This is a genomic window from Streptomyces sp. NPDC058246 (genome assembly GCF_042881985.1).
Taxonomy (GTDB): Bacteria; Actinomycetota; Actinomycetes; order Streptomycetales; family Streptomycetaceae; genus Streptomyces.
This window is the reverse complement of the sequence record NZ_JBHVWZ010000003.1, coordinates 188,048-213,530: the sequence shown is the minus strand read 5'-3', so window position 1 is coordinate 213,530 and position 25,483 is coordinate 188,048. Positions and strand designations below refer to the sequence as shown.

At 69.8% G+C, this 25,483-nt stretch carries 24 protein-coding genes; 10 read left to right on the top strand and 14 right to left on the bottom strand.

The features are described 5' to 3' along the window. Positions 1-112: 112 nt before the first annotated feature. The 3 genes from ACFVXA_RS05945 to ACFVXA_RS05935 form a co-directional block, all read right to left on the bottom strand. Complete coding sequence (locus ACFVXA_RS05945; RefSeq protein ID WP_390023963.1) at positions 113-313, bottom strand: CstA-like transporter-associated (seleno)protein; 201 nt, start codon at positions 311-313, stop codon at positions 113-115. Beyond that, a complete protein-coding gene (locus ACFVXA_RS05940) occupies positions 285-2,423 on the bottom strand; it encodes a carbon starvation CstA family protein (RefSeq protein ID WP_390023961.1) in 2,139 nt (712 codons plus the stop codon). The genes ACFVXA_RS05945 and ACFVXA_RS05940 overlap by 29 nt, the downstream gene beginning before the upstream one ends. 73 nt (positions 2,424-2,496) lie before the next feature. Further along, positions 2,497-3,261, bottom strand: a complete 765-nt coding sequence (locus ACFVXA_RS05935) for a GntR family transcriptional regulator (RefSeq protein WP_383737590.1) — start codon at positions 3,259-3,261, stop codon at positions 2,497-2,499. Positions 3,262-3,689: 428 nt separating this feature from the next. Here ACFVXA_RS05935 and ACFVXA_RS05930 point away from each other — a divergent pair, with 428 nt between their 5' ends. The 4 genes from ACFVXA_RS05930 (at position 3,690) to ACFVXA_RS05915 (ending at position 8,465) form a co-directional block, all read left to right on the top strand. Continuing rightward, positions 3,690-4,976 (top strand): extracellular solute-binding protein, encoded by a 1,287-nt coding sequence (locus ACFVXA_RS05930; protein WP_362027380.1) that lies wholly within the window; start codon positions 3,690-3,692, stop codon positions 4,974-4,976. Positions 4,977-5,112: 136 nt separating this feature from the next. Further along, complete coding sequence (locus tag ACFVXA_RS05925) at positions 5,113-6,099, top strand: carbohydrate ABC transporter permease (protein WP_383902050.1); 987 nt, start codon at positions 5,113-5,115, stop codon at positions 6,097-6,099. Continuing rightward, complete coding sequence (locus ACFVXA_RS05920; RefSeq protein ID WP_383902052.1) at positions 6,096-6,971, top strand: carbohydrate ABC transporter permease; 876 nt, start codon at positions 6,096-6,098, stop codon at positions 6,969-6,971. Before ACFVXA_RS05925 ends, ACFVXA_RS05920 begins: the two co-directional genes overlap by 4 nt. A gap of 9 nt (positions 6,972-6,980) precedes the next feature. Next, positions 6,981-8,465, top strand: coding sequence for a glycoside hydrolase family 3 protein (locus tag ACFVXA_RS05915; RefSeq protein ID WP_390023958.1), 1,485 nt, complete (start codon positions 6,981-6,983; stop codon positions 8,463-8,465). A gap of 279 nt (positions 8,466-8,744) precedes the next feature. Here ACFVXA_RS05915 and nagB read toward each other — a convergent pair whose 3' ends face one another. Beyond that, a complete protein-coding gene (nagB, locus tag ACFVXA_RS05910; RefSeq protein ID WP_362027392.1) occupies positions 8,745-9,530 on the bottom strand; it encodes a glucosamine-6-phosphate deaminase in 786 nt (261 codons plus the stop codon). A gap of 274 nt (positions 9,531-9,804) precedes the next feature. Then, positions 9,805-10,557: an SDR family oxidoreductase gene (locus ACFVXA_RS05905; RefSeq protein WP_390023956.1), complete on the bottom strand. Its 753-nt coding sequence runs from the start codon at positions 10,555-10,557 to the stop codon at positions 9,805-9,807. A 97-nt stretch (positions 10,558-10,654) separates the two neighbouring features. Between ACFVXA_RS05905 and ACFVXA_RS05900 the strand changes: the two genes are divergently transcribed. Beyond that, a complete protein-coding gene (locus ACFVXA_RS05900; RefSeq protein ID WP_390023954.1) occupies positions 10,655-11,404 on the top strand; it encodes a TetR/AcrR family transcriptional regulator in 750 nt (249 codons plus the stop codon). 515 nt (positions 11,405-11,919) lie between these two features. Further along, positions 11,920-13,386, top strand: a complete 1,467-nt coding sequence (locus tag ACFVXA_RS05895) for a PAS domain-containing sensor histidine kinase (protein ID WP_362027522.1) — start codon at positions 11,920-11,922, stop codon at positions 13,384-13,386. 214 nt (positions 13,387-13,600) lie between these two features. Here the strand turns inward: ACFVXA_RS05895 and ACFVXA_RS05890 are convergent, their stop codons facing one another. Together ACFVXA_RS05890 and ACFVXA_RS05885 are read right to left on the bottom strand one after the other, a co-directional pair. Next, on the bottom strand, positions 13,601-13,858 hold the full coding sequence (locus ACFVXA_RS05890; protein WP_016639615.1) for a WhiB family transcriptional regulator: 258 nt from the start codon (positions 13,856-13,858) through the stop codon (positions 13,601-13,603). Positions 13,859-14,176: 318 nt separating this feature from the next. Further along, positions 14,177-15,142 (bottom strand): diacylglycerol kinase family protein, encoded by a 966-nt coding sequence (locus tag ACFVXA_RS05885; RefSeq protein ID WP_362027402.1) that lies wholly within the window; start codon positions 15,140-15,142, stop codon positions 14,177-14,179. Between the two features lie 220 nt (positions 15,143-15,362). On the opposite strand from ACFVXA_RS05885, the gene ACFVXA_RS05880 reads away from it, so the two are divergent. Further along, complete coding sequence (locus ACFVXA_RS05880; RefSeq protein ID WP_384400570.1) at positions 15,363-15,815, top strand: hypothetical protein; 453 nt, start codon at positions 15,363-15,365, stop codon at positions 15,813-15,815. A 6-nt stretch (positions 15,816-15,821) separates the two neighbouring features. Here ACFVXA_RS05880 and ACFVXA_RS05875 read toward each other — a convergent pair whose 3' ends face one another. The 3 genes from ACFVXA_RS05875 to ACFVXA_RS05865 form a co-directional block, all read right to left on the bottom strand. Then, the gene (locus tag ACFVXA_RS05875; protein ID WP_362027408.1) at positions 15,822-16,991 is read right to left on the bottom strand and encodes an RNA polymerase sigma factor SigF; all 1,170 of its coding nucleotides are present in this window, start codon (positions 16,989-16,991) and stop codon (positions 15,822-15,824) included. Beyond that, a complete protein-coding gene (locus ACFVXA_RS05870) occupies positions 16,988-17,401 on the bottom strand; it encodes an anti-sigma regulatory factor (protein WP_362027411.1) in 414 nt (137 codons plus the stop codon). Before ACFVXA_RS05870 ends, ACFVXA_RS05875 begins: the two co-directional genes overlap by 4 nt. 283 nt (positions 17,402-17,684) lie before the next feature. Further along, positions 17,685-17,945, bottom strand: a complete 261-nt coding sequence (locus tag ACFVXA_RS05865; protein ID WP_362027414.1) for a UBP-type zinc finger domain-containing protein — start codon at positions 17,943-17,945, stop codon at positions 17,685-17,687. Between the two features lie 61 nt (positions 17,946-18,006). Between ACFVXA_RS05865 and ACFVXA_RS05860 the strand changes: the two genes are divergently transcribed. Next, the gene (locus ACFVXA_RS05860) at positions 18,007-19,602 is read left to right on the top strand and encodes a Na+/H+ antiporter (RefSeq protein WP_362027417.1); all 1,596 of its coding nucleotides are present in this window, start codon (positions 18,007-18,009) and stop codon (positions 19,600-19,602) included. Here the strand turns inward: ACFVXA_RS05860 and ACFVXA_RS05855 are convergent. The 4 genes from ACFVXA_RS05855 to ACFVXA_RS05840 form a co-directional block, all read right to left on the bottom strand. Beyond that, positions 19,584-20,456 carry an RNA methyltransferase gene (locus ACFVXA_RS05855; RefSeq protein WP_383737611.1) on the bottom strand — a complete coding sequence of 291 codons (873 nt, stop codon included), beginning with the start codon at positions 20,454-20,456 and terminating at the stop codon, positions 19,584-19,586. The two genes, ACFVXA_RS05860 and ACFVXA_RS05855, sit on opposite strands and share 19 nt — an antisense overlap. Positions 20,457-20,498: 42 nt before the next feature. Next, positions 20,499-21,455, bottom strand: a complete 957-nt coding sequence (locus tag ACFVXA_RS05850) for a 1-aminocyclopropane-1-carboxylate deaminase/D-cysteine desulfhydrase (protein WP_390024109.1) — start codon at positions 21,453-21,455, stop codon at positions 20,499-20,501. A 102-nt stretch (positions 21,456-21,557) separates the two neighbouring features. Continuing rightward, a complete protein-coding gene (locus tag ACFVXA_RS05845; protein WP_383737614.1) occupies positions 21,558-22,148 on the bottom strand; it encodes an N-acetylmuramoyl-L-alanine amidase in 591 nt (196 codons plus the stop codon). A 212-nt stretch (positions 22,149-22,360) separates the two neighbouring features. Then, positions 22,361-22,594 carry a hypothetical protein gene (locus ACFVXA_RS05840; protein ID WP_383737617.1) on the bottom strand — a complete coding sequence of 78 codons (234 nt, stop codon included), beginning with the start codon at positions 22,592-22,594 and terminating at the stop codon, positions 22,361-22,363. Between the two features lie 190 nt (positions 22,595-22,784). Between ACFVXA_RS05840 and ACFVXA_RS05835 the strand changes: the two genes are divergently transcribed. Together ACFVXA_RS05835 and ACFVXA_RS05830 are read left to right on the top strand one after the other, a co-directional pair. After that, entirely contained in the window at positions 22,785-24,191 is a 1,407-nt protein-coding gene (locus ACFVXA_RS05835; protein ID WP_362027429.1) for a family 2B encapsulin nanocompartment shell protein, read from the top strand. Between the two features lie 106 nt (positions 24,192-24,297). Beyond that, on the top strand, positions 24,298-25,461 hold the full coding sequence (locus tag ACFVXA_RS05830) for a family 2 encapsulin nanocompartment cargo protein polyprenyl transferase (RefSeq protein WP_390023951.1): 1,164 nt from the start codon (positions 24,298-24,300) through the stop codon (positions 25,459-25,461). Positions 25,462-25,483: the final 22 nt, after the last annotated feature.

The window sequence follows — 25,483 nt, the reverse complement described above, 5'->3', positions numbered from 1 at the left end:
CCCTCACTGATCACCTGTGTAACGCGCAGGCAATCTAGGCGACGGTTCCGCTTTATGGAACCCCCGTCCGGATAGCGGATGTGGAGGGTTCGTGTGTCCGCGAAAGGCGCCGTCAGCAGCAGCGGAACCCCTGGCGCGGGTCCTCCTCCTGACGGTCCGCACGCGCCCGCTCGAACTCCCGGCGCGAGGGTACGGGAGCGCCCGGATCGTCATTCCGTACGTGCGCGACATAGCGGTCGTACGCGGATTCGTCCGTCAACTCCCTTACGTACCAGCGGATTCCCCTAGCTGTCCGGCGCAGCGCCGACCGCATCGCGCTCCTCCGCCTTCTCCTCCTCGGTCGGGATCAGCCCGGCCGGAGCGACGATCTTCGACTCCACGTACGGCGCCTCGCTGAGCGTGGACAGCGCGGGGCGGCGGATGTGCCGGACGCAGACCCGCGCCGCGTCCACGATCACCACGACGACGAGGACCGCGAGAACGGCCGAAAGTACGCCGTCCACCGTGGAGTTGGTGACCACGGTGTGCATGTCGTCCATGCTCTTGGCGGGCGGCAGGACCTTTCCGGCGTCGATGCCGTCCTGGTACACCGACCGCTGCTGGAAGAAGCCCACCTTCGGATCGCTGGAGAACACCTTCTGATAGCTGGCCGTGAGCGTCACCGTGGCGTCCCAGACGAGTGGAATCCCGGTGATCCAGGCCCACTTGAGGCGCCCGGACTTCACCAGCAGGGTGGTGCAGACGGCGAGGGCGACCGCCGCGAGCAGCTGGTTGGAGATGCCGAAGATCGGGAAGAGCTGGTTGATGCCGCCGAGCGGTTCATGGACGCCGACCCACAGGAAGTAGCCCCACAGTCCGGTCACGATCGCGCTGGTGATGACCAGGCCGGGCTTCCAACTCACGTTCTTGAAGGGCCGGTAGACGTTCCCCAGCGTGTCCTGGAGCATGAACCGGCCCACGCGGGTGCCCGCGTCGAGCGCGGTCAGGATGAACAGCGCCTCGAACATGATCGCGAAGTGGTACCAGAAGGCGCGCAGGCTGCCGCCGGTGACTTTCGAGAAGATCTCCGAGACACCGACCGCGAGGGTGGGCGCGCCGCCGGTGCGGGAGAGCAGGCTCTGCTCCTGGACCTGGTGCGCGGCCTTCGCGAGGTCCGCCGGGGAGATGGTGTACCCGAGGTTCGCGACCGCGTGCGAGGCCGATTCCACGGTGGTGCCGATGACACCGGCGGGTGCGTTCATGGCGAAGTACAGGCCGGGGTCGATGACGCAGGCGGCGACGAGAGCCATGATCGCGACCGACGACTCCATCAGCATGGAGCCGTATCCGATCATCCGGACCTGCGTCTCCTTCTGCATCATCTTGGGCGTCGTGCCGCTCGATATGAGCGAGTGGAAGCCGGACAGCGCGCCGCACGCGATGGTGATGAAGACGAACGGGAAGAGCGAGCCGGCGAAGACCGGCCCGTTGCCCTGCCGGGCGAAGTCGGTGACCGGGTCCATCTTCAGCGTCGGCAGCGCGATGACCACGCCGAGTGCCAGCAGCGCGATCGTGCCGATCTTCATGAAGGTGGAGAGGTAGTCGCGGGGGGCGAGCAGCATCCACACCGGCAGGATCGAGGCGATGAAGCCGTACGCCACCAGCCAGACGACCAGGGTGGAGGGGGCGAGGGTGAAGGTGTCGGCCCAGGAGGACTCGGCGACCCAGCGCCCTGCGACCAGGGCGAGCAGCAGCAGGGCCACGCCGATCAGCGAGACCTCGGTGATCCGGCCCGGGCGCAGCACGCGCAGATAGAAGCCCATCAGCAGGGCGATCGGAATCGTCATCCCGATGGAGAAGGTGCCCCACGGCGACTGCGCCAGCGCGTTCACGATCACCAGCGCGAGCACACCGAGCAGGATGATCATGATGGCGAAGGCGGCGAGGAGAGCCGCGGCCCCGCCGAACGGCCCGATCTCCTCGCGGGCCATCTGCCCGAGCGAGCGCCCGTCCCGGCGGGTGGAGAAGAACAGGACCGCCATGTCCTGGACAGCGCCCGCGAAGATCACGCCGGCGATGATCCAGACGGTGCCGGGCAGATAGCCCATCTGCGCGGCCAGCACCGGGCCGACCAGCGGGCCCGCGCCCGCGATCGCCGCGAAATGATGGCCGAGCAGCACGCGCCGGTCCGTCGGATGGAAGTCGATGCCGTTGTTCAGCCGCTCCGCCGGGGTGGCCCGGGTCTTGTCGACCTTGAGCACCTTGTACGCGATGAACTTCGCGTAGAAGCGATAGGCGATCGCGTACGAGCCGAGCGCGGCGGCGACCATCCAGGCCGCCGACACGTTCTCGCCCCGGGAGAGCGCGAGCACGGACCAGCCCGCCGCGCCGACCAGGGCGACGAGGGTCCAGATGACGATGGTTCGAGGCTTGCCGGTACGCACCGTTCGTCCTCCCGTCCATGCGGTGACGGGAGGAACGTAGAGCAACTATGGGACTCGCACTAGCCCAAGTGGCTTATTCCTGCGGGCGCTTGAGCCGCGCCACGAACTTGTACCGGTCGCCCCGGTACACCGACCGCACCCACTCCACCGGCTCGCCCTGCTTGTCCAGCGAGTGCCGGGAGAGCATCAGCATGGGCAGGCCGACGTCGGTGCCGAGCAGTCCGGCCTCGCGCGGGGTGGCCAGCGAGGTCTCGATGGTCTCCTCGGCCTCGGCGAGATGGACGTCGTACACCTCGGCAAGGGCGGTGTAGAGGGAGGTGTACTTGACGAGCGACCTGCGCAGGGCGGGGAAGCGCTTCGCGGACAGGTGCGTCGTCTCGATGGCCATCGGCTCACCGCTCGCCAGCCGCAGCCGCTCGATGCGCAGCACCCGGCCGCCGGCCGAGATGTCGAGCAGCCCGGCGAGGGTCTCGTCGGCGGTGATGTAGCCGATGTCGAGGAGCTGCGAGGTGGGCTCCAGGCCCTGGGCGCGCATGTCCTCGGTGTACGAGGTGAGTTGCAGCGCCTGGGAGACCTTGGGCTTGGCCACGAAGGTGCCCTTGCCCTGGATGCGCTCCAGGCGGCCCTCGACGACCAGCTCCTGGAGGGCCTGCCGCACGGTGGTGCGCGAGGTGTCGAACTCGGCGGCGAGGGTGCGCTCGGGCGGTACCGGTGTGCCGGGCGGCAGCGTCTCCGTCATGTCGAGCAGATGCTTCTTCAGGCGGTAGTACTTGGGGACGCGCGCGGTACGGATGGTCGCCCCACCCTCGTTCTCCGCACTGCTGACGTCGGTACTCATGCGCTGCCTTTCCGGCTCCGGATGCCGAAGCGACCGACATCCCATCGGCCACGGCTCACATCGTGGCACGGCTTCGTGTACGAGTGTCCCCCGCACGTTCTGTGCGAGCTCCCTCGTACGCTCCGTGATCCCCTCTATATACCGTCGGCGTACGCGTTGGTCTAGTCCACCGCGCTGAAGTGGTCCACCCGGGAGCGCGTGAACGGCGCCGCGGATTATGCCGGTTACCTACTTAAAGGTCCCTGCATATGTAGGTCCCATAACGGACGGTCGGAGGGCATGCGAACTCCTTGACACCCCTCTAGGTCTAGGCCAAGCTCCCCCCTACTGGTCTACACCATTGGTCCAGTCCCGGCCCCACGGGCGGTACACGTCGTATGTCACCGCGGGGAGCCAGGGGGGTTTGTGGCATCCCTGAGGAGGGTGGCGTGAAGCGCAAGCTGATAGCCGCGATCGGTATCGCGGGCATGATGGTCTCCATCGCGGCGTGCGGGAGCAGTGACGACAAGTCCGGGGGGTCGGGCAAGGGCGCGGACGCCAAGGAGCTGACGGTCTGGCTCACGGTCGACGCGCAGAACAACTGGCCCGAACTGGTCAAGGCCGCCGACGCGGCGGTCAAGGCGAAGCACCCCGGCATCAAGATCAACCACGAGTACTACGGCTGGCCGGACAAGAACACCAAGCTCGACGCGGTCCTCGCCACCGACAAGGCTCCCGACGTGGTCGAGATGGGCAACACCGAGATGCTCGGCTACATGGTCAAGGGCGCCTTCGCTCCTCTCGACACGTCGAAGTTCGAGAACTCGGACCAGTGGCTGGACGGCCTCAAGGCCTCCGTCACCTACGACGGCAAGACCTATGGCGTGCCGTACTACGCCGGTGGCCGCGTCGGCAACTGGCGCAAGGACGTCGCCGCTTCGGTGGGCGTCAAGTCCACCCCGAAGACGTACGCGGAGCTCACCTCCGACCTGGACAAGATCCAGAAGAAGGAGGGCAGCAAGTTCAGCGCCTGGTACCAGCCCACCCGTGACTGGTACGCCGCGATGTCCTTCGTGTACGACGCCGGCGGCTCCATCGCCAAGGAGGAGGGCGGCCAGTGGAAGGCCAACCTCTCCTCGCCCGAGTCCATCAAGGGCCTCACCGAGTTCAAGAACGTCGTCGACAAGTACATGCACGGCGACAAGACCAAGGACGAGTCCGACCGTTACATCGTCTACGGCCAGGGCAAGTCCGCCATGATCTTCGGCGCGGCCTGGGAGGGCGCGACCTCCGAGGACCCGAAGAACGACAAGACCGGCAAGCTCAAGGGCAACCTCGAGAACTTCGTGGTGCCCGGCCCGTCCGGCAAGAACCTCCCCGTCTTCCTCGGCGGCTCCGACCTCGCCGTGCCGGTGAAGTCGAAGGCGCAGGGCGTCGCCGCCGAGTGGATCAACGCCCTCACGGGTGCCAAGGGGCAGAAGGGTCTGATCGCCAAGGGCAACCTGCCCAACAACAAGACCGACCTCGCGACCCTGAAGAACGACCCGGCGACGGCGGTCCCGGCCACCGCGGCCGAGTCCAACTGGTTCGTCCCGATGGCGCCGGGCTGGGGTCAGGTCGAGAAGGCCCAGGTCCTCCAGACCATGCTGCAGAACATCGGCACCGGCAAGAAGTCGGTCGAGGCCGCCGCGAAGGACGCGGACGCCGCGATCGACAAGGTCATCAACACCAAGTGACCTGAGAGCAGGGCCCCGTCGTCGGCGGGGCCCTGCTGTCCGTACCACCCGGCCGGGGCGGGACCTGCGCCCCGTACGGCCCGCTGGTGCGGGGTTTCGCCTTCGTACGACCTGAGGGACCGCTGAGGAGCGCGCGATGAGTGCCGCAGACACGACCACCCCCGCAAAGGTGCCGCCACCGCGGCAGGCGCCGCCACCGGCCGTCCCGGAGGCGCCGCGCAGAAAGCGGACCGCGGGCGGCGCGGCCGCCCCGTGGGCGCTGCTCGCGCCCTGCCTGCTGATCCTCGCGCTGGTCCTCGGCTATCCGCTCGTCCGCCTGGTCACGCTCTCCTTCCAGAAGTTCGGGCAGTCCCAGCTCTGGGGCTTCCAGCCCCCCGAGTCGGTCGGCTTCGACAACTTCAGCAAGGTGCTCGGGGACAGCGAGTTCTGGGCGGTGGTCGTCCGGACGATCATCTTCGCGGCCGGTTCCGTCATCTTCACGATGGTCATCGGCATGCTGATCGCGCTGCTCCTCCAGCGCGTCTCCGGCTGGGTGAAGATGCTCATCAACATCGTGCTGGTGGCCAGCTGGGGCATGCCCATCATCGTGGCCACCACCGTCTTCAAGTGGCTCTTCGACTCCGACTACGGCGTCTTCAACGCGCTGCTCAGCAAGTTGCCAGGCGTCGACATGATCGGCCACAACTGGTTCGCCAGCGGCCCCCAGGGGCTGGCCGTGATCATGCTCCTGGTGATCTGGGGCGCGGTGCCGTTCGTCGTCATCACGCTCAGCGCGGGACTCACCCAGGTGCCGAAGGAGCTGGAGGAGGCGGCCCGCCTCGACGGCGCGGGCGCCTGGGCGGTCTTCCGCTACGTCACGCTGCCGGTCCTCAAGCCCATCGTCGTGATGCTGACGACGCTCTCGGTCATCTGGGACATGGGCGTCTTCCCGCAGGTCTTCGTGATGCGCGGCGGCCACCCGGAGGCCGAGTTCCAACTGCTCACCACGTACTCGTACGACCGCGCGTTCGTGGTCAACGACTACGCGCAGGGCTCGGCGATCGCCCTGCTGACCGTGCTCCTCCTGCTGGGCGTGGTCGCCGTCTACATGCGTCAGATGCTCAAGATCGGAGAGGTCGAATGAGCGCCATCGCCACGTCGGGGCGTACGTCCTCGGCCGGGAGCGCGCCCTCGGGACGCCGCAGGTCCAAGCTCGGCTGGAACGCGCTCGGCCTGCTCGTCTTCGTCACCGCGGGCTTCCCCGTCTACTGGATGCTGAACACGGCGTTCAAGCCGGCCAAGGACGCCATCGACCCGGACCCGAGCCTGTTCCCCACCGGCCTGACGCTCGACAACTTCCGTCGCGCCCTGGACATCTCGGACTTCTGGGGTCCCGTCGGCCGCAGCCTGATCGTGTCCCTGTCGGTGGTCGTGATCGGGATCGTCGTCGGGATGCTCGCCGCGCTCGCCATCTCCCGCTTCGCCTTCCGCGGCCGCAAGATCGTGATCGTCGGCATCCTCGCGGTCCAGATGGTCCCGCTGGTGGCCATGATCATCCCGGTCTTCCTGCTGCTCAACGACCTGGGGCAGTACGACAAGCTCACGGGCCTGATCATCACGTACCTCACCTTCATCCTCCCCTTCACGGTGTGGACGCTGCGCGGCTTCATCGTCAACATCCCGAAGGAGCTGGAGGAGGCGGCGATGGTCGACGGCTGCAGCCGCACCAGCGCCTTCATCCGCGTGGTCTTCCCGCTCCTCGCCCCCGGCCTGGTCGCCACCTCCGTCTACGGCTTCATCCAGGCGTGGAACGAATACCTCTACGCCCTGATGCTCATGAGCCAGAAGAACCAGACCGCCACCGTCTGGCTCGGCAACTTCACCACCCTGCACGGCACCGAGTACGCCCCGATGATGGCCGGCGCCACCATGATGGCCGTGCCGATCGTCGCCCTGTTCCTCATCGTCCAGCGCAAGATGGCCGCGGGGCTGACCGCGGGCGCCGTGAAGGGATAACGCCACCCGATGACGACTTTCGCCAGTGGTACGGACACCATCACGCGCGACGCGCTCACCGTCCTCCAACCCGGCTTCACCGGGACCACGGCCCCCGACTGGCTGCTCCGCCGCCTCGGTGAAGGCCTCGCCTCGGTCGGCCTGTTCGGCCGCAACATCGCCTCGCCCGCGCAACTGGCCGCCCTGACCGCCCAGTTGCGCGCCGAACGCGACGACGTGCTCGTCGCGATCGACGAGGAGGGAGGTGACGTCACGCGCCTGGAGGTGCGCACGGGGTCCTCGTTCCCGGGGAACCACGCGCTGGGCGCCGTCGACGACGTATCGCTCACACAGGAGGTCGCTTTCGAACTCGGCCGCCGCCTGGCCGCCTGCGGAGTGAACCTCAACTGGGCTCCGTCCGCCGACGTGAACTCGAACCCCGCGAACCCGGTCATCGGCGTACGGTCCTTCGGCGCCGACACCGACCTGGTGGCCCGGCACACGGCCGCCTACGTCACCGGGCTCCAGTCCGCCGGCGTCGCCGCCTGCACCAAGCACTTCCCGGGGCACGGCGACACGGCGGTCGACTCGCACCACGCGCTGCCGCGCATCGACGCCGAGGAGTCGGTACTCCAGTCGCGCGAACTCGCCCCGTTCCGGGCCGCGATCGCCGCGGGAAGCCGCGCCGTGATGAGCGCGCACATCCTCGTCCCGGCGCTGGACTCCGAGCGCCCGGCCACCCTCTCCCGCCGCATCCTCACGGGCCTGCTGCGCGAGGAACTCGGCTACGACGGCCTCATCGTCACCGACGGCATGGAGATGCAGGCCATCGCCGCGACCTACGGCATCGAACGCGGCAGCGTCCTCGCCATCGCCGCCGGCGCCGACGCGATCTGCGTGGGCGGGGGGCTGGCGGACGACGACACGGTGCGCCGCCTGCGCGACGCCCTCGTCTCCGCCGTCCGCGCCGGTGAACTGCCCGAGGAGCGACTCGCGGACGCGGCGCACCGGGTACGGGCGCTGGCTCGCTGGACGGCCGCGGCAGCCCCCGAGGACGCGGGCGAGGAGCGGACCGACGTGGGGCTCGTCGCCGCCCGGCGCGCCATGACGGTGACGTACGGGCCGTCGTACGACCCGGTGGGCGAAGCCCCGTACGTCGCCGCCTTCACCCCCGTCGCGAACATCGCCGTCGGCGACGAGACCCCCTGGGGCGTGGCGGCCGAACTGGCGCGCCTGCTCCCCGGCACCGAGACCGGCAGCTTCACCGGCGAGAACGCGGGCGCCTCGGCCCTCGCCGCCGCGGGCCCCCGCCGGGTCGTCGCCGTCGTACGCGACGAACACCGGCACCCCTGGATGGCCTCGGCCCTCGACGCCCTGCTGCGGGAACGCCCCGACACGATCGTCGTCGAGATGGGCGTCCCCCAGTCCCCACCCCGCGGCGCCCTCCACATCACCACCCACGGCGCGGCCCGCGTCTGCGGCCGGGCGGCGGCGGAGGTCATCGCGGGCGTGTGACATCCGTGGCCGACGGCACGGAGGCGCCGGCCACGGATGCGCTTGCGACGGGTGCGGTGCCGTGTGGACATGCCGTGGTCTGGGGCAGGCGTTCCGCAGGGCGACGGGGGTCCCCTGCTCGAGCGAAGCCGAGAGCGCGGGGGGCCAGAGCGCAGGGGAGAGGGTGCGCACACACCAGCCCACCGGGCGGCATCCGCTCAGCGACCGCGGGCCGGAACCGAGCGAGGCGCCGGGCACCCAAGAAGGGGCACCCGGCGCCTCCGGTTGTCTCCGGCCGACCTAAATCCCCTGCCAGTCAGGCTTGTTGGCGAACGTGTGCCGGAAGTAGTCCGCGAGCTTCAACTTGCCGGCGGCGGCCTCGTCGACGACGACGGTCGCGTGCGGGTGGAGCTGCAGCGCGGAGGCCGGACACACCGCGGCAACCGGCCCCTCCACAGTCGCGGCAACGGCGTCCGCCTTGCCCTCACCCGTCGCGAGCAGCACCAGATGCCGCGCCTCCAGGATCGTGCCGATGCCCTGGGTGATGACGTGGTGCGGCACCTGCTCGATATCACCCTCGAAGAACCGCGCGTTGTCGACGCGGGTCTGCTCGGTCAGCGTCTTGATCCGGGTGCGCGAGGCGAGCGAGGAGCACGGTTCGTTGAACCCGATGTGCCCGTCCGTCCCGATCCCGAGCAGCTGGAGATCGACCCCACCGGCCTGCGCCAGCGCCTTGTCGTACGCCGCGCAGGCGGCCTGCACGTCCTCCGCGGTGCCGTCCGGTCCCATGAAGGCGTCCATACCGAGGCCCAGCGGTTCGAGCACCTCGCGCCGCAGCACGGAACGGTACGACTCGGGATGCTCGGCCGGCAGCCCCACGTACTCGTCGAGCTGCGCGATCCGCGCGCCGGAGGCATCCACGGCACCGGAGCCGACCTTGGCAGCCAGCGCCTGGTAGATGGGCAGCGGAGTCGAACCGGTGGCCACGCCGAGCAGGGCGTCGGGCTTGCGCCGGAGCAGCTCCGCCATGGCCTCGGCGATCAACTCGCCGCCCGCCTTGGCGTCCGGGACGATGACAACTTCCACGCTGGGCCTGCCGATCTGGAGAGGGGACTCAGGGGATTCAGGGGACTCAACTGGAACCCGAAGGGCATGTGGTATAGACCAATCTAGCAGAGCGTCACCCTCTCGTCGTCCCGAACGCCCTACGCATCGCGGTCGTCACCGACGGCAAGGACGGCGGCCCCGGCCCGGACGCACCGCACGCCCTCGTCAAGGTGACGGAGACCCGCTGAGGCGCGGGCCCGCCCGGTCGGTCCAGGCCCTGGAGCGCGGTGGCCCAGCGTTGGCGGCCCCCCCGTTACAGCAGCGAACCTCCCGTCGCGTCCACCCAACTCCCGGTGATCCATCGCCCGTCGTCCGACGCCAGGAACGCCACCACGTCCGCCACGTCGGCCGGCATCCCCACCCGGCCCAGCGCCGATATCGCCGAGGCCTGCGCCCACCCTTCCTCGGTCCCGTGCAGGAGCTCGGCGGTGTTGTCGGTGTCGATGATGCCCGGCGCCACCGAGTTCACGGTGATCCCGCGGGGGCCCAGCACCTTGGACAGATCCCGGGTGAAGACGTCCAGCGCACCCTTGGTCATCGCGTACGCCATCTTGTCCGGCATCACGGCGTTGCGGGCCAGGCCCGAGGAGATGTTGATGACGCGTCCGCCGTCGCGCAGGCGGGCGAGGCCGTGCTTGACGATGAAGTGGGGCGCCCGCACGTTCACGGCGAACACCTTGTCGTACTCCGCCTCGTAGATCTCCTCCAGCGACCGCGACGTGCCGATCCCCGCGTTGTTCACCAGGATGTCCAGCCCGTCCGCGTGCCGGTCGAAGGCCTCCCACAGGGCCTCGGCGTCGCCCGGCACCCCCAGCTCCACCCCGATCGCGAAGGCCGATCCTCCCGCCGCCTCGATCGCGTCGACCGTGTCCTTCGCCGCCGCCGCATTGCCGCCGTAGTGCACGGCCACCCGCGCGCCGTCCCTGCCGAGCCGCTCGGCGATGCCCCGCCCGATCCCCCTGCCGCCACCCGTGACCAGTGCCGTCCTGCCCGTGAGCACGCCCATGTCGGCGCCCCCTTCATATTTCGCTAGCGGTCGCTACAGAAAAAACCGTACAACAGCCCACCGACATTTCTCTAGCACCCGCTATAAAATCCACCCCATGGTGAACAGGCAGGCGGGCAGGCAGCAGACCGGCCCGGGGACCGACCCGGGGACCGACCCGGAAACAGAGCCGGGAGCGGAGCCGGAAACAGAGCCGGGAGCGGAGCCGGAAACAGAGCTGGGGGCCGCCGCACGCAGGGCCGCCGGCGCGACCGTGGCCAAGCAGCGCGGGCGCCCCCGTTCCTTCGACCGCGAGACCGCCCTGGAGAAGGCGATCCTGGCGTTCTGGGAGCACGGGTACGAGGCGACCTCCGTCTCCGACCTCACCCGCGTGATGGGCATCGGCGCCCCGAGCCTGTACGCGGCGTTCGGCGACAAGCGGTCGCTGTTCGACGAGGTGGTCCGCGTGTACGGCGTGAAGTACGGCTCGTTCGGCGATCGGGCGCTGTCAGAGGAGCCCACGGCCCGTGGCGCGGTCGAGCGGCTGCTGCGCGAGGCCGCGGCCGAGTACACCGACCCGGGCCACCCGCAGGGCTGTCTGGTCATCCACGCGGCCACCAACTGCACCTCGCCGGAGGTCGAGGAGTCCCTGCGCGAGCGGCGCAACGCCAACATCGCCGCCTTCGAGAGTCGTATAAAAGCGGGGATCGCCGCGGGCGAGCTGCCCGCCGGCACCGACGCGGCGGCTCTGGCCCGGCACACCGGAGCGATCGTCCAGGGCATGTCCCAGCAGGCCCGCGACGGCGCCACCCAGCAGGAACTGGAGGCCCTCGCCGAACTCGCCATGGCCGTCTGGCCCCGGCCGTGAACCGGGCCGGCGGTCGTCAAGGGCTCATCGGACCCGGCTCATCCGCCAATCCCGCCCGTTCATGAACCGAAGCGGGTTAGTCTGCGTGGTGGATGCCGTTGCATGTTGGATAAGCGGACAACAACAAACATCCGTCGAGGCATGGACAGATGGCGCATGGACGCAGGAGCATGGTCTAGTCCACAATGCTTGGCGGGACAACGTACGTACGACATCACACGACGTACGCACGGGTTCAACTGAACAAGCCTCCGTCTTCCCCGCACAGGAAGGCGGACCGAGGAACCGGCGCTCTCTGCCCTGACTGCTCCGGCTCCTCTCTTCGGCCGACCGGGACCGCACACCCCGCGGCCGTTGTTGCTCCGGGCTGCGGTGCCGGGAGGGTTGAGGGTCCCTCCCAGGCGCCGCGGCCCGCGGGTGTCTTCCGGGCCCGCGCGAGTCCCCGCGGAGCCCGTGCGAGCAGCTGATTTCGAGGCCTGTCGTATCCGCCGGGTACGCTCGCACACGTGCCCTCCATGAACGACCTCGTACGCCAGCACACCGCTCTCGGTGACTCCGATCTCGAGTGGCTGCACCTGCTGGTCTCGGAGTGGCAGCTGCTCTCCGACCTCTCCTTCGCCGACCTCGTCCTGTGGGTCCCCACGCGCGACGGCACCCGTTACGTCTCCGTCGCCCAGATGCGGCCCAACACGGGCCCCACCTCGTATCAGGACGACATGGTCGGCCACCTCGTCCCGCGCGGCCGGCGCCCCATGCTGGACGCCGCGCTCGACGAGGGCCGGATCGTGCGTGAGGGCGACCCGGAATGGCGCGAGGAGGTTCCGGTCCGGGTCGAGTCCATTCCGGTACGACGCGAGGGCCGCGTCCTCGGCGTCATCGCCCGCAACACCAATCTGCTCACCGTGCGCACCCCGAGCCGCCTGGAGCTGACGTACCTCCAGAGCGCCTCGGACCTCGCCCAGATGATCGCCGCCGGCTCCTTCCCGTTCCCGGACCAGCAGGTCGACATGGACGCCTCGCCGCGGGTGGGCGACGGACTGATCCGCCTCGACGCGGAGGGCATCGTCCAGTACGCCTCTCCGAACGCGCTGTCGGCGTACCACCGCCTCGGCCTGGCCGCCGACCTGGTGGGCCACAACCTCGGAGTGACCACCGCCGAACTCGCCCCGTCCCGCGGCCCCGTGGACGAGGCGCTGGCCAAGGTCGCCAGCGGCTGGGCTCCCCGCGAGTTCGAGATCGAGAGCGGCGACGGTGTGATCCAGCTGCGCGCGATCCCGCTCAAGCCCAAGGGCACCCGCGTCGGTTCCCTCGTCCTGCTCCGCGATGTCACCGAACTGCGGCGCCGTGAGCGTGAGTTGATCACCAAGGACGCGACCATCCGGGAGATTCATCACCGGGTGAAGAACAATCTCCAGACGGTGGCGGCGCTGCTGCGCCTCCAGGCCCGGCGCATCGACTCCGAGCGCGGCCGGGAGGCCCTGGAGGAGGCCGTGCGCCGGGTCGGTTCGATCGCGATCGTGCACGAGACGCTCTCTCAGAACCTGGACGAGCGGGTGGAGTTCGACGAGATCGCCGACCGGGTGCTCGCCATGGTCGCGGAGATCTCGCCCGGCAAGGTCACCGGCCGGCGCACCGGGCGCTTCGGGATCCTGGACGCCGAGGTCGCCACCCCGCTCTCCATGGTCCTCACGGAGATCCTGCAGAACGCCCTGGAGCACGGCTTCCGCGAGGGCGACCGCGGCACGGTCGAGGTCTCGGCGGTCCGCGGCGGCACCACCAAGGACGCCCGCCTTCTGGTCACCGTCCAGGACGACGGGGTCGGTCTCCCCGAGGGCTTCGACCCGCACCGCTCGGGCAATCTCGGCCTGCAGATCGTACGGACGCTGGTGGAGGGGGAGTTGGGTGGCACGTTCGACATGGTCGCGGCTCCGGAGCGCGGTACGCAGGTGATCCTGGACATCCCGGTACGGGCGCACAAGTAGTCGGCGCCGACGTACCGGGAGTCGGCGTCCACAACTGCCGCATCGCGCAAGCAATCCACGCGGACGCAAACAGCAATGAGCCCCGGACCACTGGTGGTCCGGGGCTGATAGCTCGTGCTATGCGCATCGGGGGTACTGCGCGCTGCGGCTCGGGGGCGGGAGATGCGTACTCGCTGTACGCGCCGCCAAGCTCAGGCTCGTGCGGGGTGGGGCGTCAGGCGGAGGCCTGACGGGCTCGGTTGCGGGCGGCGCGACGCTTCATGGCACGGCGCTCGTCCTCGCTGAGGCCACCCCAGACGCCGGAGTCCTGGCCGGACTCGAGCGCCCACTGCAGGCACTGCTCCATGACGGGGCAGCGGCGGCAGACGGCCTTGGCTTCCTCGATCTGCAGCAGCGCAGGACCGGTGTTGCCGATGGGGAAGAAGAGCTCGGGGTCTTCCTCGCGGCAAACGGCGTTGTGACGCCAGTCCATGGCTGCTACCTCTCCTTGGTATTACATGCAGATTGCTTGTGAATGTGAACGCTTTCACGAATCCCTCAACAAGTGAAGGGCCGACTACCAGACGGACTGGCGTGGTCCTTGATGTGAGGAGGGGTTCTGGCTCTCTGTGGTGGCCGATGTTGCGGGCCGTCCCGAGCGCCACGTAGAGACTCGCAAACCTCAGCGGCGGATACAACCCCTTCTGGAAAGTTTTTTTTGATTCCTCGGTGTCGACTAGGTCACAGCCGTACTTCCATGGGGTGGATCCTGGCCTAAACGTTCGAGTGAAAGGACTTTGGCCCCTTCCGCTCACACAATCACACGCAGTGCACGGCGTACGCCTGTGAACGTCACGCTGGTGCGCAGCCCTAGGTGGTCGCCGTCCATCTGAAGGGGCAACGGCACCTTCGAATGCAAGGTGAAGTCCGTCAGATCGTGCAGCGATGCCACGTGCTTGCCATGGGGTCCACGCTCGGGGGACGAAGTGAGCAACTGGGTGGCATACCGGGCAACCGAGGTCGTCGACATGCGGCTGAGAGCGAGTACGTCGAGCCCGGTATCGAACGATGCCTTAGGCGACGCGTACACCGGACGATTGCCGAGAAACGTCCAGGGCGAGGTGTTGCAGATTATGGACAGGACCAGATCGGTGACCGGGTCCTGCCCCGGGCGCTCCAGTGTGATCGTTCCGTGCCGGCGGTGAGGTTCGTCCAAAAATTGACGTACCACTTGGCGCAGATACAGCGCATGCGTGGAGCGTCGGCCGCGCTCGCGCTGCTGCTCCACCCGGCCGACCACGCCCGCGTCGAAGCCGAGTCCGGCGCAGAAGGTGAACCAGCGGGAGGGCACGGCCTCGTCCTCGGTACCGGGAGTGCCCGCGGCCAGGCCCAGCCCGATCGCCCGTTCCCGGTCCTCGCGCAGCGCGTCCAGCAGGGCGCCGGTGGCCTCCACCGCGTCGTTGGGCAGACCCAGGGCGCGGGCGAAGACGTTGGTGGAGCCGCCGGGGACCACGGCGAGGCGGGGCAGCCGCTCCGGATCGGGGCCCTCGTGCAGCAGACCGTTCACGACCTCGTTGACCGTGCCGTCGCCGCCGAGGGCCACGACGAGATCGATGCCCTTCTCGGCGGCCTGCCGGCCGAGGTCCCGGGCGTGCCCGCGGTACTCGGTGGTGACCGCCTCCAGCTTCATCTCGCTGGCGAGCGCGTGCAGCAGTACGTCACGTGTGCGCGCGCTTGTGGTGGTTGCTGCCGGATTGACCACGAGAAGTGCACGCATGCGATGCAGCGTACCTACTGGGTGGTACTCATCCCAGACCGAGGTAGGGATCGGGTAAGAGATGGGGACGTGAGTCTGACCACCCGGTGAAGTGAGTCCGGTCGCTCGGTGAGGCGAGTGCGCGCCGGTGAAGTGGGCGCGGCCGCCCGGGGCGGCAACGGCGGCGCCCCGGCGCCCCCGGCGCGGTCGGTGGTCGGGGGCCGAAGGCTACCCTTCAGGGGTGAGCCCTGAGCAGAACCCCACCCCCGACGCCCCCACCGCAGAACCCCGCCCCGGACGGCTGACCGCCGCGGCGGCACTGGCCGCGCTGGAGGGGCTCGCCCTGGTCGCGGGCGGCGTGTACGTGCTCGTCCTCGGGGTCACCGGCAACCCCGACGACCGGCAGCAGGCCGTCACCGGCGGTATCACGTTGATCGTGCTCGCGCTGCTGCCGCTGCTGGCCGCCCGCGGACTGCTGCTGCGCCGCGGCTGGAGCCGGGGACCGGCCGTCATCACCCAGATCATGGCGCTGCCCGTGGCCTACAACCTGCTCCAGGCCGACAGCGTCGCGATCCCCGGAGGCATCGCCCTGGCGGTCGTCGCCGTTGCGGCGCTGGTGCTGCTCGTGAACCCGGCGACGACGCGGGCCCTCGGAATCCGAGGGCCCGGCGGGGACGTACAAGACCAGAAGTAACCGGTCTCACTCCTCCACGAGGAGCTTCTCCCGGAGCTGGGCCAGCGTGCGCGCCAGCAGCCGGGACACGTGCATCTGCGAGATGCCGACCTCCTGCGCGATCTGCGACTGCGTCATGTTGCCGAAGAAGCGCAGCAGCAGGATCCGCTTCTCGCGCGGCGGGAGGTCTTCGAGCAGCGGCTTCAGCGATTCCCGGTACTCGACGCCCTCGAGCGCCTCGTCCTCGGCGCCCAGGGTGTCGGCGACGGCCGGGGACTCGTCGTCCGTGTCGGGGACGTCCAGGGACAGCGTGGAGTACGCGTTGGCGGACTCCAGGCCCTCCAGGACCTCCTCCTCCGAGATGGCCAGCTTCTCGGCCAGCTCGTGGACCGTGGGGGAGCGGCCGTGCAGCTGCGAGAGCTCCGCGGTCGCCGTGGTGAGCGCGAGCCGCAGCTCCTGGAGCCGGCGCGGCACCCGCACCGCCCAGCCCTTGTCGCGGAAGTGCCGCTTGATCTCGCCGACCACCGTCGGGGTCGCGTACGTCGAGAACTCGACGCCGCGCTCCGGGTCGAAGCGGTCGACCGACTTGATCAGGCCGATGGTGGCGACCTGTGTGAGGTCGTCCAGCGGCTCGCCGCGGTTGCGGAAGCGGCGCGCGAGGTGCTCGACGAGCGGGAGGTGCATGCGGACCAGCTGGTTGCGCAGCTCCGCGTACTCGGCGCTGCCCTCCTTCAGCTTGCGCAGCTCGATGAACATCGCCCGGGCCCCACTGCGGTCCTGGGGGTCGTGCTGGATGTGCTGGGCGCTCGGCCCGTGCTGCGCGCCCTGCACGCTCTGCACCCCTGGTTTGTCGTGTTGCTCGTGCTCGCTCTGCCGCTCGTGCTCGTTCTGCTGCTCGTGCTCGTTCTGCGCGTGCTCGCTCTGCTGCTCGTGCTCGCTCATAGTCCCGCCCGTCACCAGCCGCCGCCCTTCCGAGGACGTGCTCAGCGCGGCACCCTCCGCATCCCGTTGTCGGTCGGAGGCGGCCGGCTCGGCTCCGGACGCCCTGTCGTCCTCCGGGTGCGGCCGGGCCTGCTCGGGGATGCCGTCGACGCCGTCCGTCATGCGCCGCGGCCCGCCGAGGCCGTCGACACGCTCGGCGGGAAGCTCCCGTGTGCCGCGCTCTTCGTCCCGCACCGGCCCGTCCCCGTTCCTCACGCCGGCCCGGGTCCCGCGCCGCGCTGTTTGTGGAGGCTGATCGAAACGGTCTTGTCCTCGGCGACGGTCGAGTCGACCTTGCCGGCGAGAGCCGACAGGACGGTCCAGGCGAAAGTGTCCCGGGAAGGGGCGTGACCGTCCGTGGTCGGGGCCGAGACCGTGACCTCCAGAGAGTCGTCGATGAGCCGGAAGACACAGCTGAGCACCGAGCCGGGAACGGCCTGCTGGAGCAGGATCGCGCAGGCCTCGTCCACCGCGATGCGCAGGTCCTCGATCTCGTCGAGGGTGAAGTCCAAACGGGCCGCGAGCCCGGCCGTGGCCGTGCGCAGCACCGACAGGTAGGCACCCGCGGCCGGCAGCCGGACTTCCACGAAGTCCTTGGTCGCGGGCTCGCCTGCGATCTGGGACACCCTCACCTCCATGGTGGTACAAGCTCTTTCGAGCTCTCTCGGGGCCGAGGGTCGCCCCCCGGGTAACGCGCTACGTGGTTCAGCGGTGACGCTACCGCGCTCCCAAGTTTCCTGTCCTGGGGACCCCGTCCCTTGCTGTCACTCATAGTAAGCCTATGAGTACGGACAGTGGCTAGGGGTCTGCGGGGCCCAAATCGGAAGAGCGCGCGCCGGGTTGACGTACCCAGGCGTCAGACCGTCGAACCGTCCGGATCGAGGGTCGCACGACTACGTGATCGACGCGTCATACGAGTACGTGGTCGACGAAGCACCAACGCCAGTTCTCCCCGGGCTCGAAGGTGCGCATGATCGGATGTCCGGTGTCCTTGTAGTGCTGCGTCGCGTGCCGTAGTGGCGAGGAGTCGCAGCAACCGAGGTGCCCGCAGTCCAGGCACAGGCGAAGCTGCACCGGGTGCGTGCCGGCGGCCAGGCACTCCAGGCAGGTCTCGCTGAGCGGGGCGGGCTCGGGGTGCGGCAGCGCGTCGGCGTGCGTGCACTGTTTCATGATTGCCAGGTTACGTCGGGTGTGCGGGTAGCCGCGCGAAAACGAGGGCGGGCGCAAGACGATGCACATTTTGCCACTGCTGTTGCTGGTCGCGGGCAGTGCGGCGGTCGCCGCGGCGGCCCGCCGTACTCCGGTCCCCGCACCGCTGCTGCTCGTCACGGTGGGTCTGCTGCTCTCGTACGTCCCCGGCGTGCCCCCTTACGAACTGGACCCCGAGGTCGTCCTCCCGCTGCTGCTGCCCCCGCTGCTGTACACGGCGGCGGCCGACAGCTCGTACCTCGATCTGCGCGCGCAACTGCGACCCGTCGCGCTGCTGTCGGTCGGGTACGTCCTGTTCGCGACCCTCGTGGTCGGCTGGGCCGCCTATCTGATCGTGCCGAGCCTGCCGCTGCCCGCGGCGCTGGTGCTCGGGGCGGTGGTGGCGCCGCCGGACGCCGTCGCGGCCACGGCGGTCGCGCGGCGGGTGGGGCTGCCCTCGCGGCTCACCACCATCCTCCAGGGCGAGTCCCTGGTGAACGACGCGACCGCGATCACCGCCTACAAGGTGGCGCTCGCCGCGGCGGTCGGCGAGGGCGCGACCTGGGCGGGAGGGGTCCGAGAGTTCCTGCTCGCGGCGGTCGGCGGCGTCGCCGTCGGGCTCGTCCTGATGCTCCCCCTCCACTGGCTGCGCACCCACCTGAAGGAGGCGCTGCTCCAGAACACCCTCTCCTTGCTGATCCCCTTCGTCGCGTACGGGATCGCCGAGCAGGTGCACGCCTCCGGGGTGCTCGCGGTGGTCGTCGTCGCGCTCTACCTCGGACACCGCTCCTGGGAGGTGGACTTCGCGACCCGGCTCCAGGAGGAGGCGGTGTGGAAGATGGTCGCCTTCATCCTGGAGTCCGCCGTGTTCGCGCTGATCGGGCTGCAACTGCCGGTCGTCCTCAAGGGACTCGGCCACTACAAGGTCACGGACGCCGCCTGGTACGCGGTGGCCGTCTTCCTCGTCGTGGTGGTCTCCCGGTACGTGTGGGTGTACCCGGCGACCTTTCTGCCGCGACTGCTGTCGGCGCGGGTCCGGGAGCGGGAGGAGAACCCCACCTGGAAGGCGCCGTTCATCGTCGGCTGGGCCGGTATGCGGGGCGTGGTGTCGCTCGCCATCGCCTTCTCCATCCCTCTTACCGTGCACGGCGGCGGGGACTTTCCCGATCGCAATCTGATCCTCTTCCTGACCTTCACGACGGTCATCGGCACCCTGGTCGTGCAGGGGCTGACGCTGCCCCCGCTGATCCGTCTCCTGAAGCTGCCCAGGCGCGACCCGCAGGCCGAGACGCTCGCCGAGGCGAACGCCCAGGCGCAGGCCTCCCGGGCCGCCGAACGACGCCTCGACGAGCTCCTCGCCGACGAGCGCAACGCCCTGCCGCCGCCGCTCGCCGACCGCCTGCGCTCCGTCCTGGAGCGGCGCCGCAACGCCGTATGGGAGCGCCTGGGGGCCGTCAACCCGGTGTCCGGCGAGACCGCGGACGACACCTACCGGCGGCTGTCCCGCGAGATGATCGGCGCCGAGCGCGAGGTCTTCGTGCGGCTCCGGGACCTGCGCTACATCGACGACGAGATGCTCCGGACCCTGCTGCGCCGACTCGACCTGGAGGAGGCGGCGGCCTACCGGGAGGCGGCCTGACGGTGGATCGTGTGACGGTTCGTCGCATGACGGTGGGCGGCGATGCGCTGGCGGGAGATCTCGTACAGCACGGCGGTCGCCGCGTTGGCCGCGTTCAGCGAGCTCGCGGCGCCGCCCATCGGGATGCGCACCAGGTGATCGCACGCCTCGCGCCAGGCGTTGCTGAGCCCCGAGGTCTCGTTGCCGATCACGAGCAGCGTGGGCCCGGTGAAGTCGAAGTCGAAGACATCGCAGTCACCGTGTTCATCGGTGCCGACGATCACGACGGGAGTGCCCTGGGCGCGCTCGGCCCGCGTCCACGCGACGACGTCACGGTGTGCCGGAACCCGGACGGAGGGCACGGCGAACAGCGACCCCGTACTGGCCCGTACGGTCTTCGGGTCGTACACGTCGGCCGCGTGGCCCGCGACGATCAGCCCGTGCGCGCCGAAGGCGTCGGCGGAGCGGATGATGCTCCCGATGTTGCCGGGGCTCGTCGGCCGGTCGAAGGCGACGCCGAGGAAGTCGTCGCCCACGGTGATGCGGGCGAGATCGTCATCGGGCATGTCCACGACCGCCACGACCTCGGGTGCGTCCTCGGTCTTCTCGCCCAGGTCGGCCAGCAGACCGGGGGCCATCGCCACGCGTTCGGCCTTCGCCGTGCCGAGCAGGTTCTCCGCCCACCGGGACAGGGGGCGCTGGGCGTCGTAGATCAGCGTGCGCACGGTCCAGCCGTGCTCCACGGCCAGGGAGATCGGCCGGACTCCCTGTACCAGGAACTGCCTGGCCCGGGTGCGCTTGTTCCGGTTGGTGAGGAAGGACTCCCACTGCTGGAAACGGGCGTTCCGGCTGGAAATCCGCTGGGCCGCTAACACACGGCCTCCCCTCTGTGCCGCCCCTGTTGGCGTCCCCCGACCCTAGCCGCTCCGTGAGACGAAGGGTGCTCCGGTGATGACGGCCGCCACCGTCGTCCCGCGCGGGAACGTGCCCTCCTGGGCGAGGGCGACAAGTCCGTACAGCATCTTGGCGACATAGAGACCTTCCACTGGCAGACCGTGGCGGTGCGCGAAGTCCTCGGCGAAGGCGTCGAGCTCGGGGGTGGTGCGGGCGTAGCCGCCGAAGTGAAAGCGGTCGTCGAGGGACCAGGTGCCGCGGCGCGCGCCGAAGGCGGCTTGCTGGAGGGCCTGTATGTCGCCGCCCAGAAAGCCGCCCCTGAGGACGGGGATGCCGAGGGCGCGCTGGCCGGGGGCGAGACCTGCGGCCAGACCGGCGAGGGTGCCGCCGGTACCGCAGGCGAGGGCGACGACGTCCGCGTGGCCGCGCAGCTCCGCGCCCAGCTCCTGACAACCGCGTACGGCAAGGGAGTTGCTGCCGCCCTCGGGCACCACGTACGCGTCCTCGACGGCTGCCGCGCGCAGGATGCCGGCCAGCGTCCGCGGGTCGGTCTTGCGGCGGTACGTCGCTCTGTCGACGAAGTGCAGGCGCATGCCGTCCGCCGCGCACCGGGCGAGCGAGGGGTTGAGCGGGCGGTCGGCCAGCTCCTGGCCGCGGATCACGCCCAGGGTGGGCAGACCGAGGATGCGGCCCGCGGCGGCGGTGGCGCGCAGATGGTTCGAGTACGCCCCGCCGAAGGTGACCACCGTGCGGCCCGCCGCCGCCTCCAGGTTCGGGGTCAGCTTCCGCCACTTGTTGCCGATCAGCTCCGGGTGGATCAGATCGTCCCGCTTGAGCAGCAGCCGGACGCCGTGGCGCGCGAAGCGCTCGTCCACGGCCTCCCGCAGCGGCGACGGAAGTCGCGCCCGCAGGCCGGCCGGGCCGAGCGCTCCGGGGACGTCGGGCACATCGGGGCTGGTCACCCCTCCATTGTCGGACATACGTCCGCCGCCGGACATGGGTGCGGGTGCGCCGCCGGACACCGGGCGGGCGCGCCGCCGGGCACGGGTGCGCATGCGCCGCCCGCCACCCGTGGCCGCTCGTCACTTCAGACGGTCGCGGACGCGCTCCCGCAGGGCGGCCATCGTGAAGCCTCTTGGATCCACCTTGCCCGGCTGCCACTCCAGGTGGCCGATGACCGAGCGTTCCGTCCAGCCGTGATGGCGGCAGATCGCGGCGGCGACCTTCTCGATCGTCTCCAGCTGGGCCTCGGGCCACGGGTCCTTGCCGTCCCCGAGGTTCTCGCACTCGAAGCCGTAGAAGTGGCGGTTGCCGTCGGTGTTCGCCTCGTTGTCCGGCGGCAGCGCCTTCTCGGCGATGACGGCGCGCAGGACCTCGTCGTCGCCCAGGCCCGCGTGATTGGCCCGGCCGTAGCCGACGAGATGGAGGACGCCGTCCTTGGTGATGACGCCGTGGCACAGCGGGCCGGGCAGGGTCGCGTAGCCCTCGCGGCAGATGGCGACCGTTGCCTCGCTGCCCGAGGTCACCGAGTGGTGGATCATCACCCCGTACACCGGACCCCAGGGGCCCTTGTGATTGCGGTTGTGATGCTCCCAGTCGCCGACCTCGACGACGGTGACGCCTTCCTCCCTGAGCCGGTCCAGGAAACTGCCCGCGGACAAGGGTGGGGCCATGACCGCCTCCTTCGCGCTGCACGTCGACCACCTTGCGTAGCCGTCTCGTAACGCAGCTTGTACCCGTAACGGGGCGGCCGGGCCTACTCGTTCGCACAGCGTGCGAGCCGATCCGGACAGGTCTGGAGGAACCGGTCAGGAGGAGTCGCACGGGAGGGGTCGTACGGAAGGGGGCCAGGAGGGGCCGTATGGGGGAGGAGGGGGCGAATCGGTCAGGCCCGCAGGAACGCGTCCCCGTGTGTGGCTATGTGGTTCTCCAAGGCCTGCAGGGCCTGTCGGGTCGCCTCGGGGGAGCCGCTGCCGCGCCGCTCCGCGTAGTACGCCGCGCCGAGTTTCTTGAGGAGGTCGCCGCCGGCTCGCTGCGCCTGCACCTCGTCGATCTTCTGCTTGCCCTGTGTGAGGCCGCGCTGCGCCTGTTCTTTGGCACGGTCCAGGAAGCCTGCCACTGCCGTCTCCTGTCGTTGTCCGTCGTGGGGTCAAACGGTTGGCCGGATCTTGGAGTTCCCTGGACAGAATTCCCATGTGTGCCCATTCCCCACCTGATCCATTCCCGCTCATTCGTGTAATAGCACCGGCACGCTCCGTGATGGAAGGGTGATCCCCGCAGATCAGTGCACGACCGGGAGGGCAATTTTCATGTCGGTAGGCGAAGAGGTCCGCGCCGAGCAGAGCAGGCCGCAGCAGAGTCTCGGCACATCCGCCGCGCGGAACCTGGCCACCACCACCAAGTCCGCACCCCAGATGCAGGAGATCAGCTCCCGCTGGCTGCTGCGCATGCTTCCGTGGGTGAACGTGCAGGGTGGCACGTACCGCGTGAACCGCCGGCTCAGCTACTCCGTGGGCGACGGCCGCGTGACGTTCGTGAAGACCGGTGACCGTGTCCAGGTCATCCCCGCGGAACTCGGCGAGCTGTCCGTACTGCGGTCGTACGAGGATCAGGAGGTACTCGGAGAGCTCGCTCAGCGCTGCCAGCAGCGGGAGTTCGCGCCAGGGCAGGTGCTCGCCTCGTTCGGCAGCCAGTCCGACGAGGTGTTCCTGCTCGCGCACGGCAGGGTCGAGAAGATCGGCACGGGTCCCTATGGGGACGACGCGGTGCTCGGTGTCCTCGCCGACGGCGCGTACTTCGGGGAGCAGGCGCTCATCGACCCGGAGGCCATCTGGGAGTACACGGCCCGCGCGGTCACCGCGTGCACCGTGCTCACGCTGCCCCGCCAGGACCTCGAACAGGTCGCGGAGCGCTCCGAGTCGCTGCGCACGCACCTCCAGCAGCTGCGCGCCATTCCGTCCCAGCGCACCAACAAGTACGGCGAGAAGGAGATCGACCTCGCGGCCGGCCACACCGGAGAGCCGGACATCCCCGGCACCTTCGTCGATTACGAGGCCTCGCCGCGCGAGTACGAACTGAGCATCGCCCAGACCGTACTGCGCCTGCACACACGCGTGGCCGACCTCTACAACCAGCCGATGAACCAGACGGAACAGCAACTCCGGCTCACCGTGGAGGCGTTGAAGGAGCGCCAGGAGCACGAGCTCATCAACAACCGGGAGTTCGGACTGCTCAACAACTGCGAATACGACCAGCGGCTGCAACCGCACGACGGCGTGCCCAGCCCCGACGACCTGGACGAACTGCTCAGCCGCCGGCGCGGCACCAAGCTGTTCCTCGCCCACCCGCGCGCGATCTCGGCGTTCGGCCGCGAGTGCAACAAGCGCGGTCTCGTCCCCGAGAGCATCGAGATCGCGGGCAACCGCATCCCGACCTGGCGCGGGGTGCCCCTCTTCCCGTGCAACAAGATCCCGGTCAGCGACACCCGCACGACCTCGATCATCGCCATGCGTACCGGCGAGGCCGAGCAGGGCGTGATCGGGCTCCAGCAGGCGGGCATCCCGGACGAGATCGAGCCGAGCCTGTCGGTGCGCTTCATGGGCATCAGCGAGCAGGCGATCATCTCCTACCTGGTGACGGCGTACTACTCGGCCGCGGTGCTCGTGCCGGACGCCCTCGGAATCCTGGAGAACGTCGAGATCGGCCGCTGGCGGTGATCTTCCGCGCGCCGGCGGTCGCCGTGTTCCCGCCCTTCGGGGCGGGTACACCGAGGGGAGTTCCCGGGTGATTTCACGGGTGGGCGGCGACTTCACGGGTGGGTTCATGACGGAGACGAAGCGGAGCCCGACCGAGATCCTGGAAAGGCGGAGCCCCATCGGGAGGCCCATGGAGCCCAGCGAGCGGCAGGGTCCGCCGAGCTCGCGGTGGGGGTCACCCCGCTCGGGCGAAGCCGAGAGCGGGGGAGGGCGGGAAGCGGCGGCCATCCTGGAGTGCGTCCGGGCGTCCGTCGACCCCGAACTGCGCAGGGCCATCGATTCGCTGCCCGGCTCGATGCGCCGGATCGCGCTCTACCACTTCGGCTGGGAGCACGCGGACGGCACTCCGGCGGCGGGCAACGCGGGCAAGGCGATCCGCCCCGCGCTCGTCCTGACCGCGGCCGGGGCGCTCGGCGGAGAGCACGCCACGGCCGTACGGGCGGCCGCCGCCGTGGAGTTGATCCACAACTTCAGCCTGCTGCACGACGACGTCATGGACCGGGACACCACCCGCAGACACCGCCCCACCGCGTGGACCGTGTTCGGCGACGCCGACGCGATCCTCGCCGGGGACGCCCTCCAGGCGCTGGCCCAGCGGCTGCTCGCCGAGGATCCGCACCCGGCGTCCTCGGCCGCCGCCGCCCGGCTCGCGTCCTGCGTCGTCGAGCTGTGCGCGGGACAGCACGCGGACACGTCCATGGAGAAACGCGGCCCCGGAGAGGTCACCCTCGACGAGTGCCTCGCCATGGCCGAGGCGAAGACGGGCGCGCTGCTCGGCTGCGCCTGTGCGCTCGGGGCGCTCTACGCGGGGGCGGACGACGAGGACGTCGAGGCGTTGGACGCGTTCGGCCGGGAGGCCGGGCTCGCGTTCCAGCTGATCGACGACGTGATCGGGATCTGGGGGGACCCGAGCCGCACCGGCAAGCCGGTTGGGGCGGATCTCATCGCCCGCAAGAAGTCCCTGCCCGTGGTCGCCGCGCTCGCCTCGGGCACCCCGGCGGCGACCGAACTCGCCGAGTTGTACGGAGTGCCCTACGAACAGGGGGACACCGGGGAGCTGGAGCGCACGGTGCTCGCCGTCGAGCGGGCGGGTGGGCGGGACTGGGCGCAGGTCCAGGCGGCCGATCGGATGGCCCGGGCGATGCATGAGCTGGCTCGGGCGGTGCCGGATCCGGAGGCGGCGGGTGGGCTGCTCGCGCTGGCGGAGTTCGTGACGCGACGCAGCACCTAGCCCGGCACCCGGATCTTCCGGG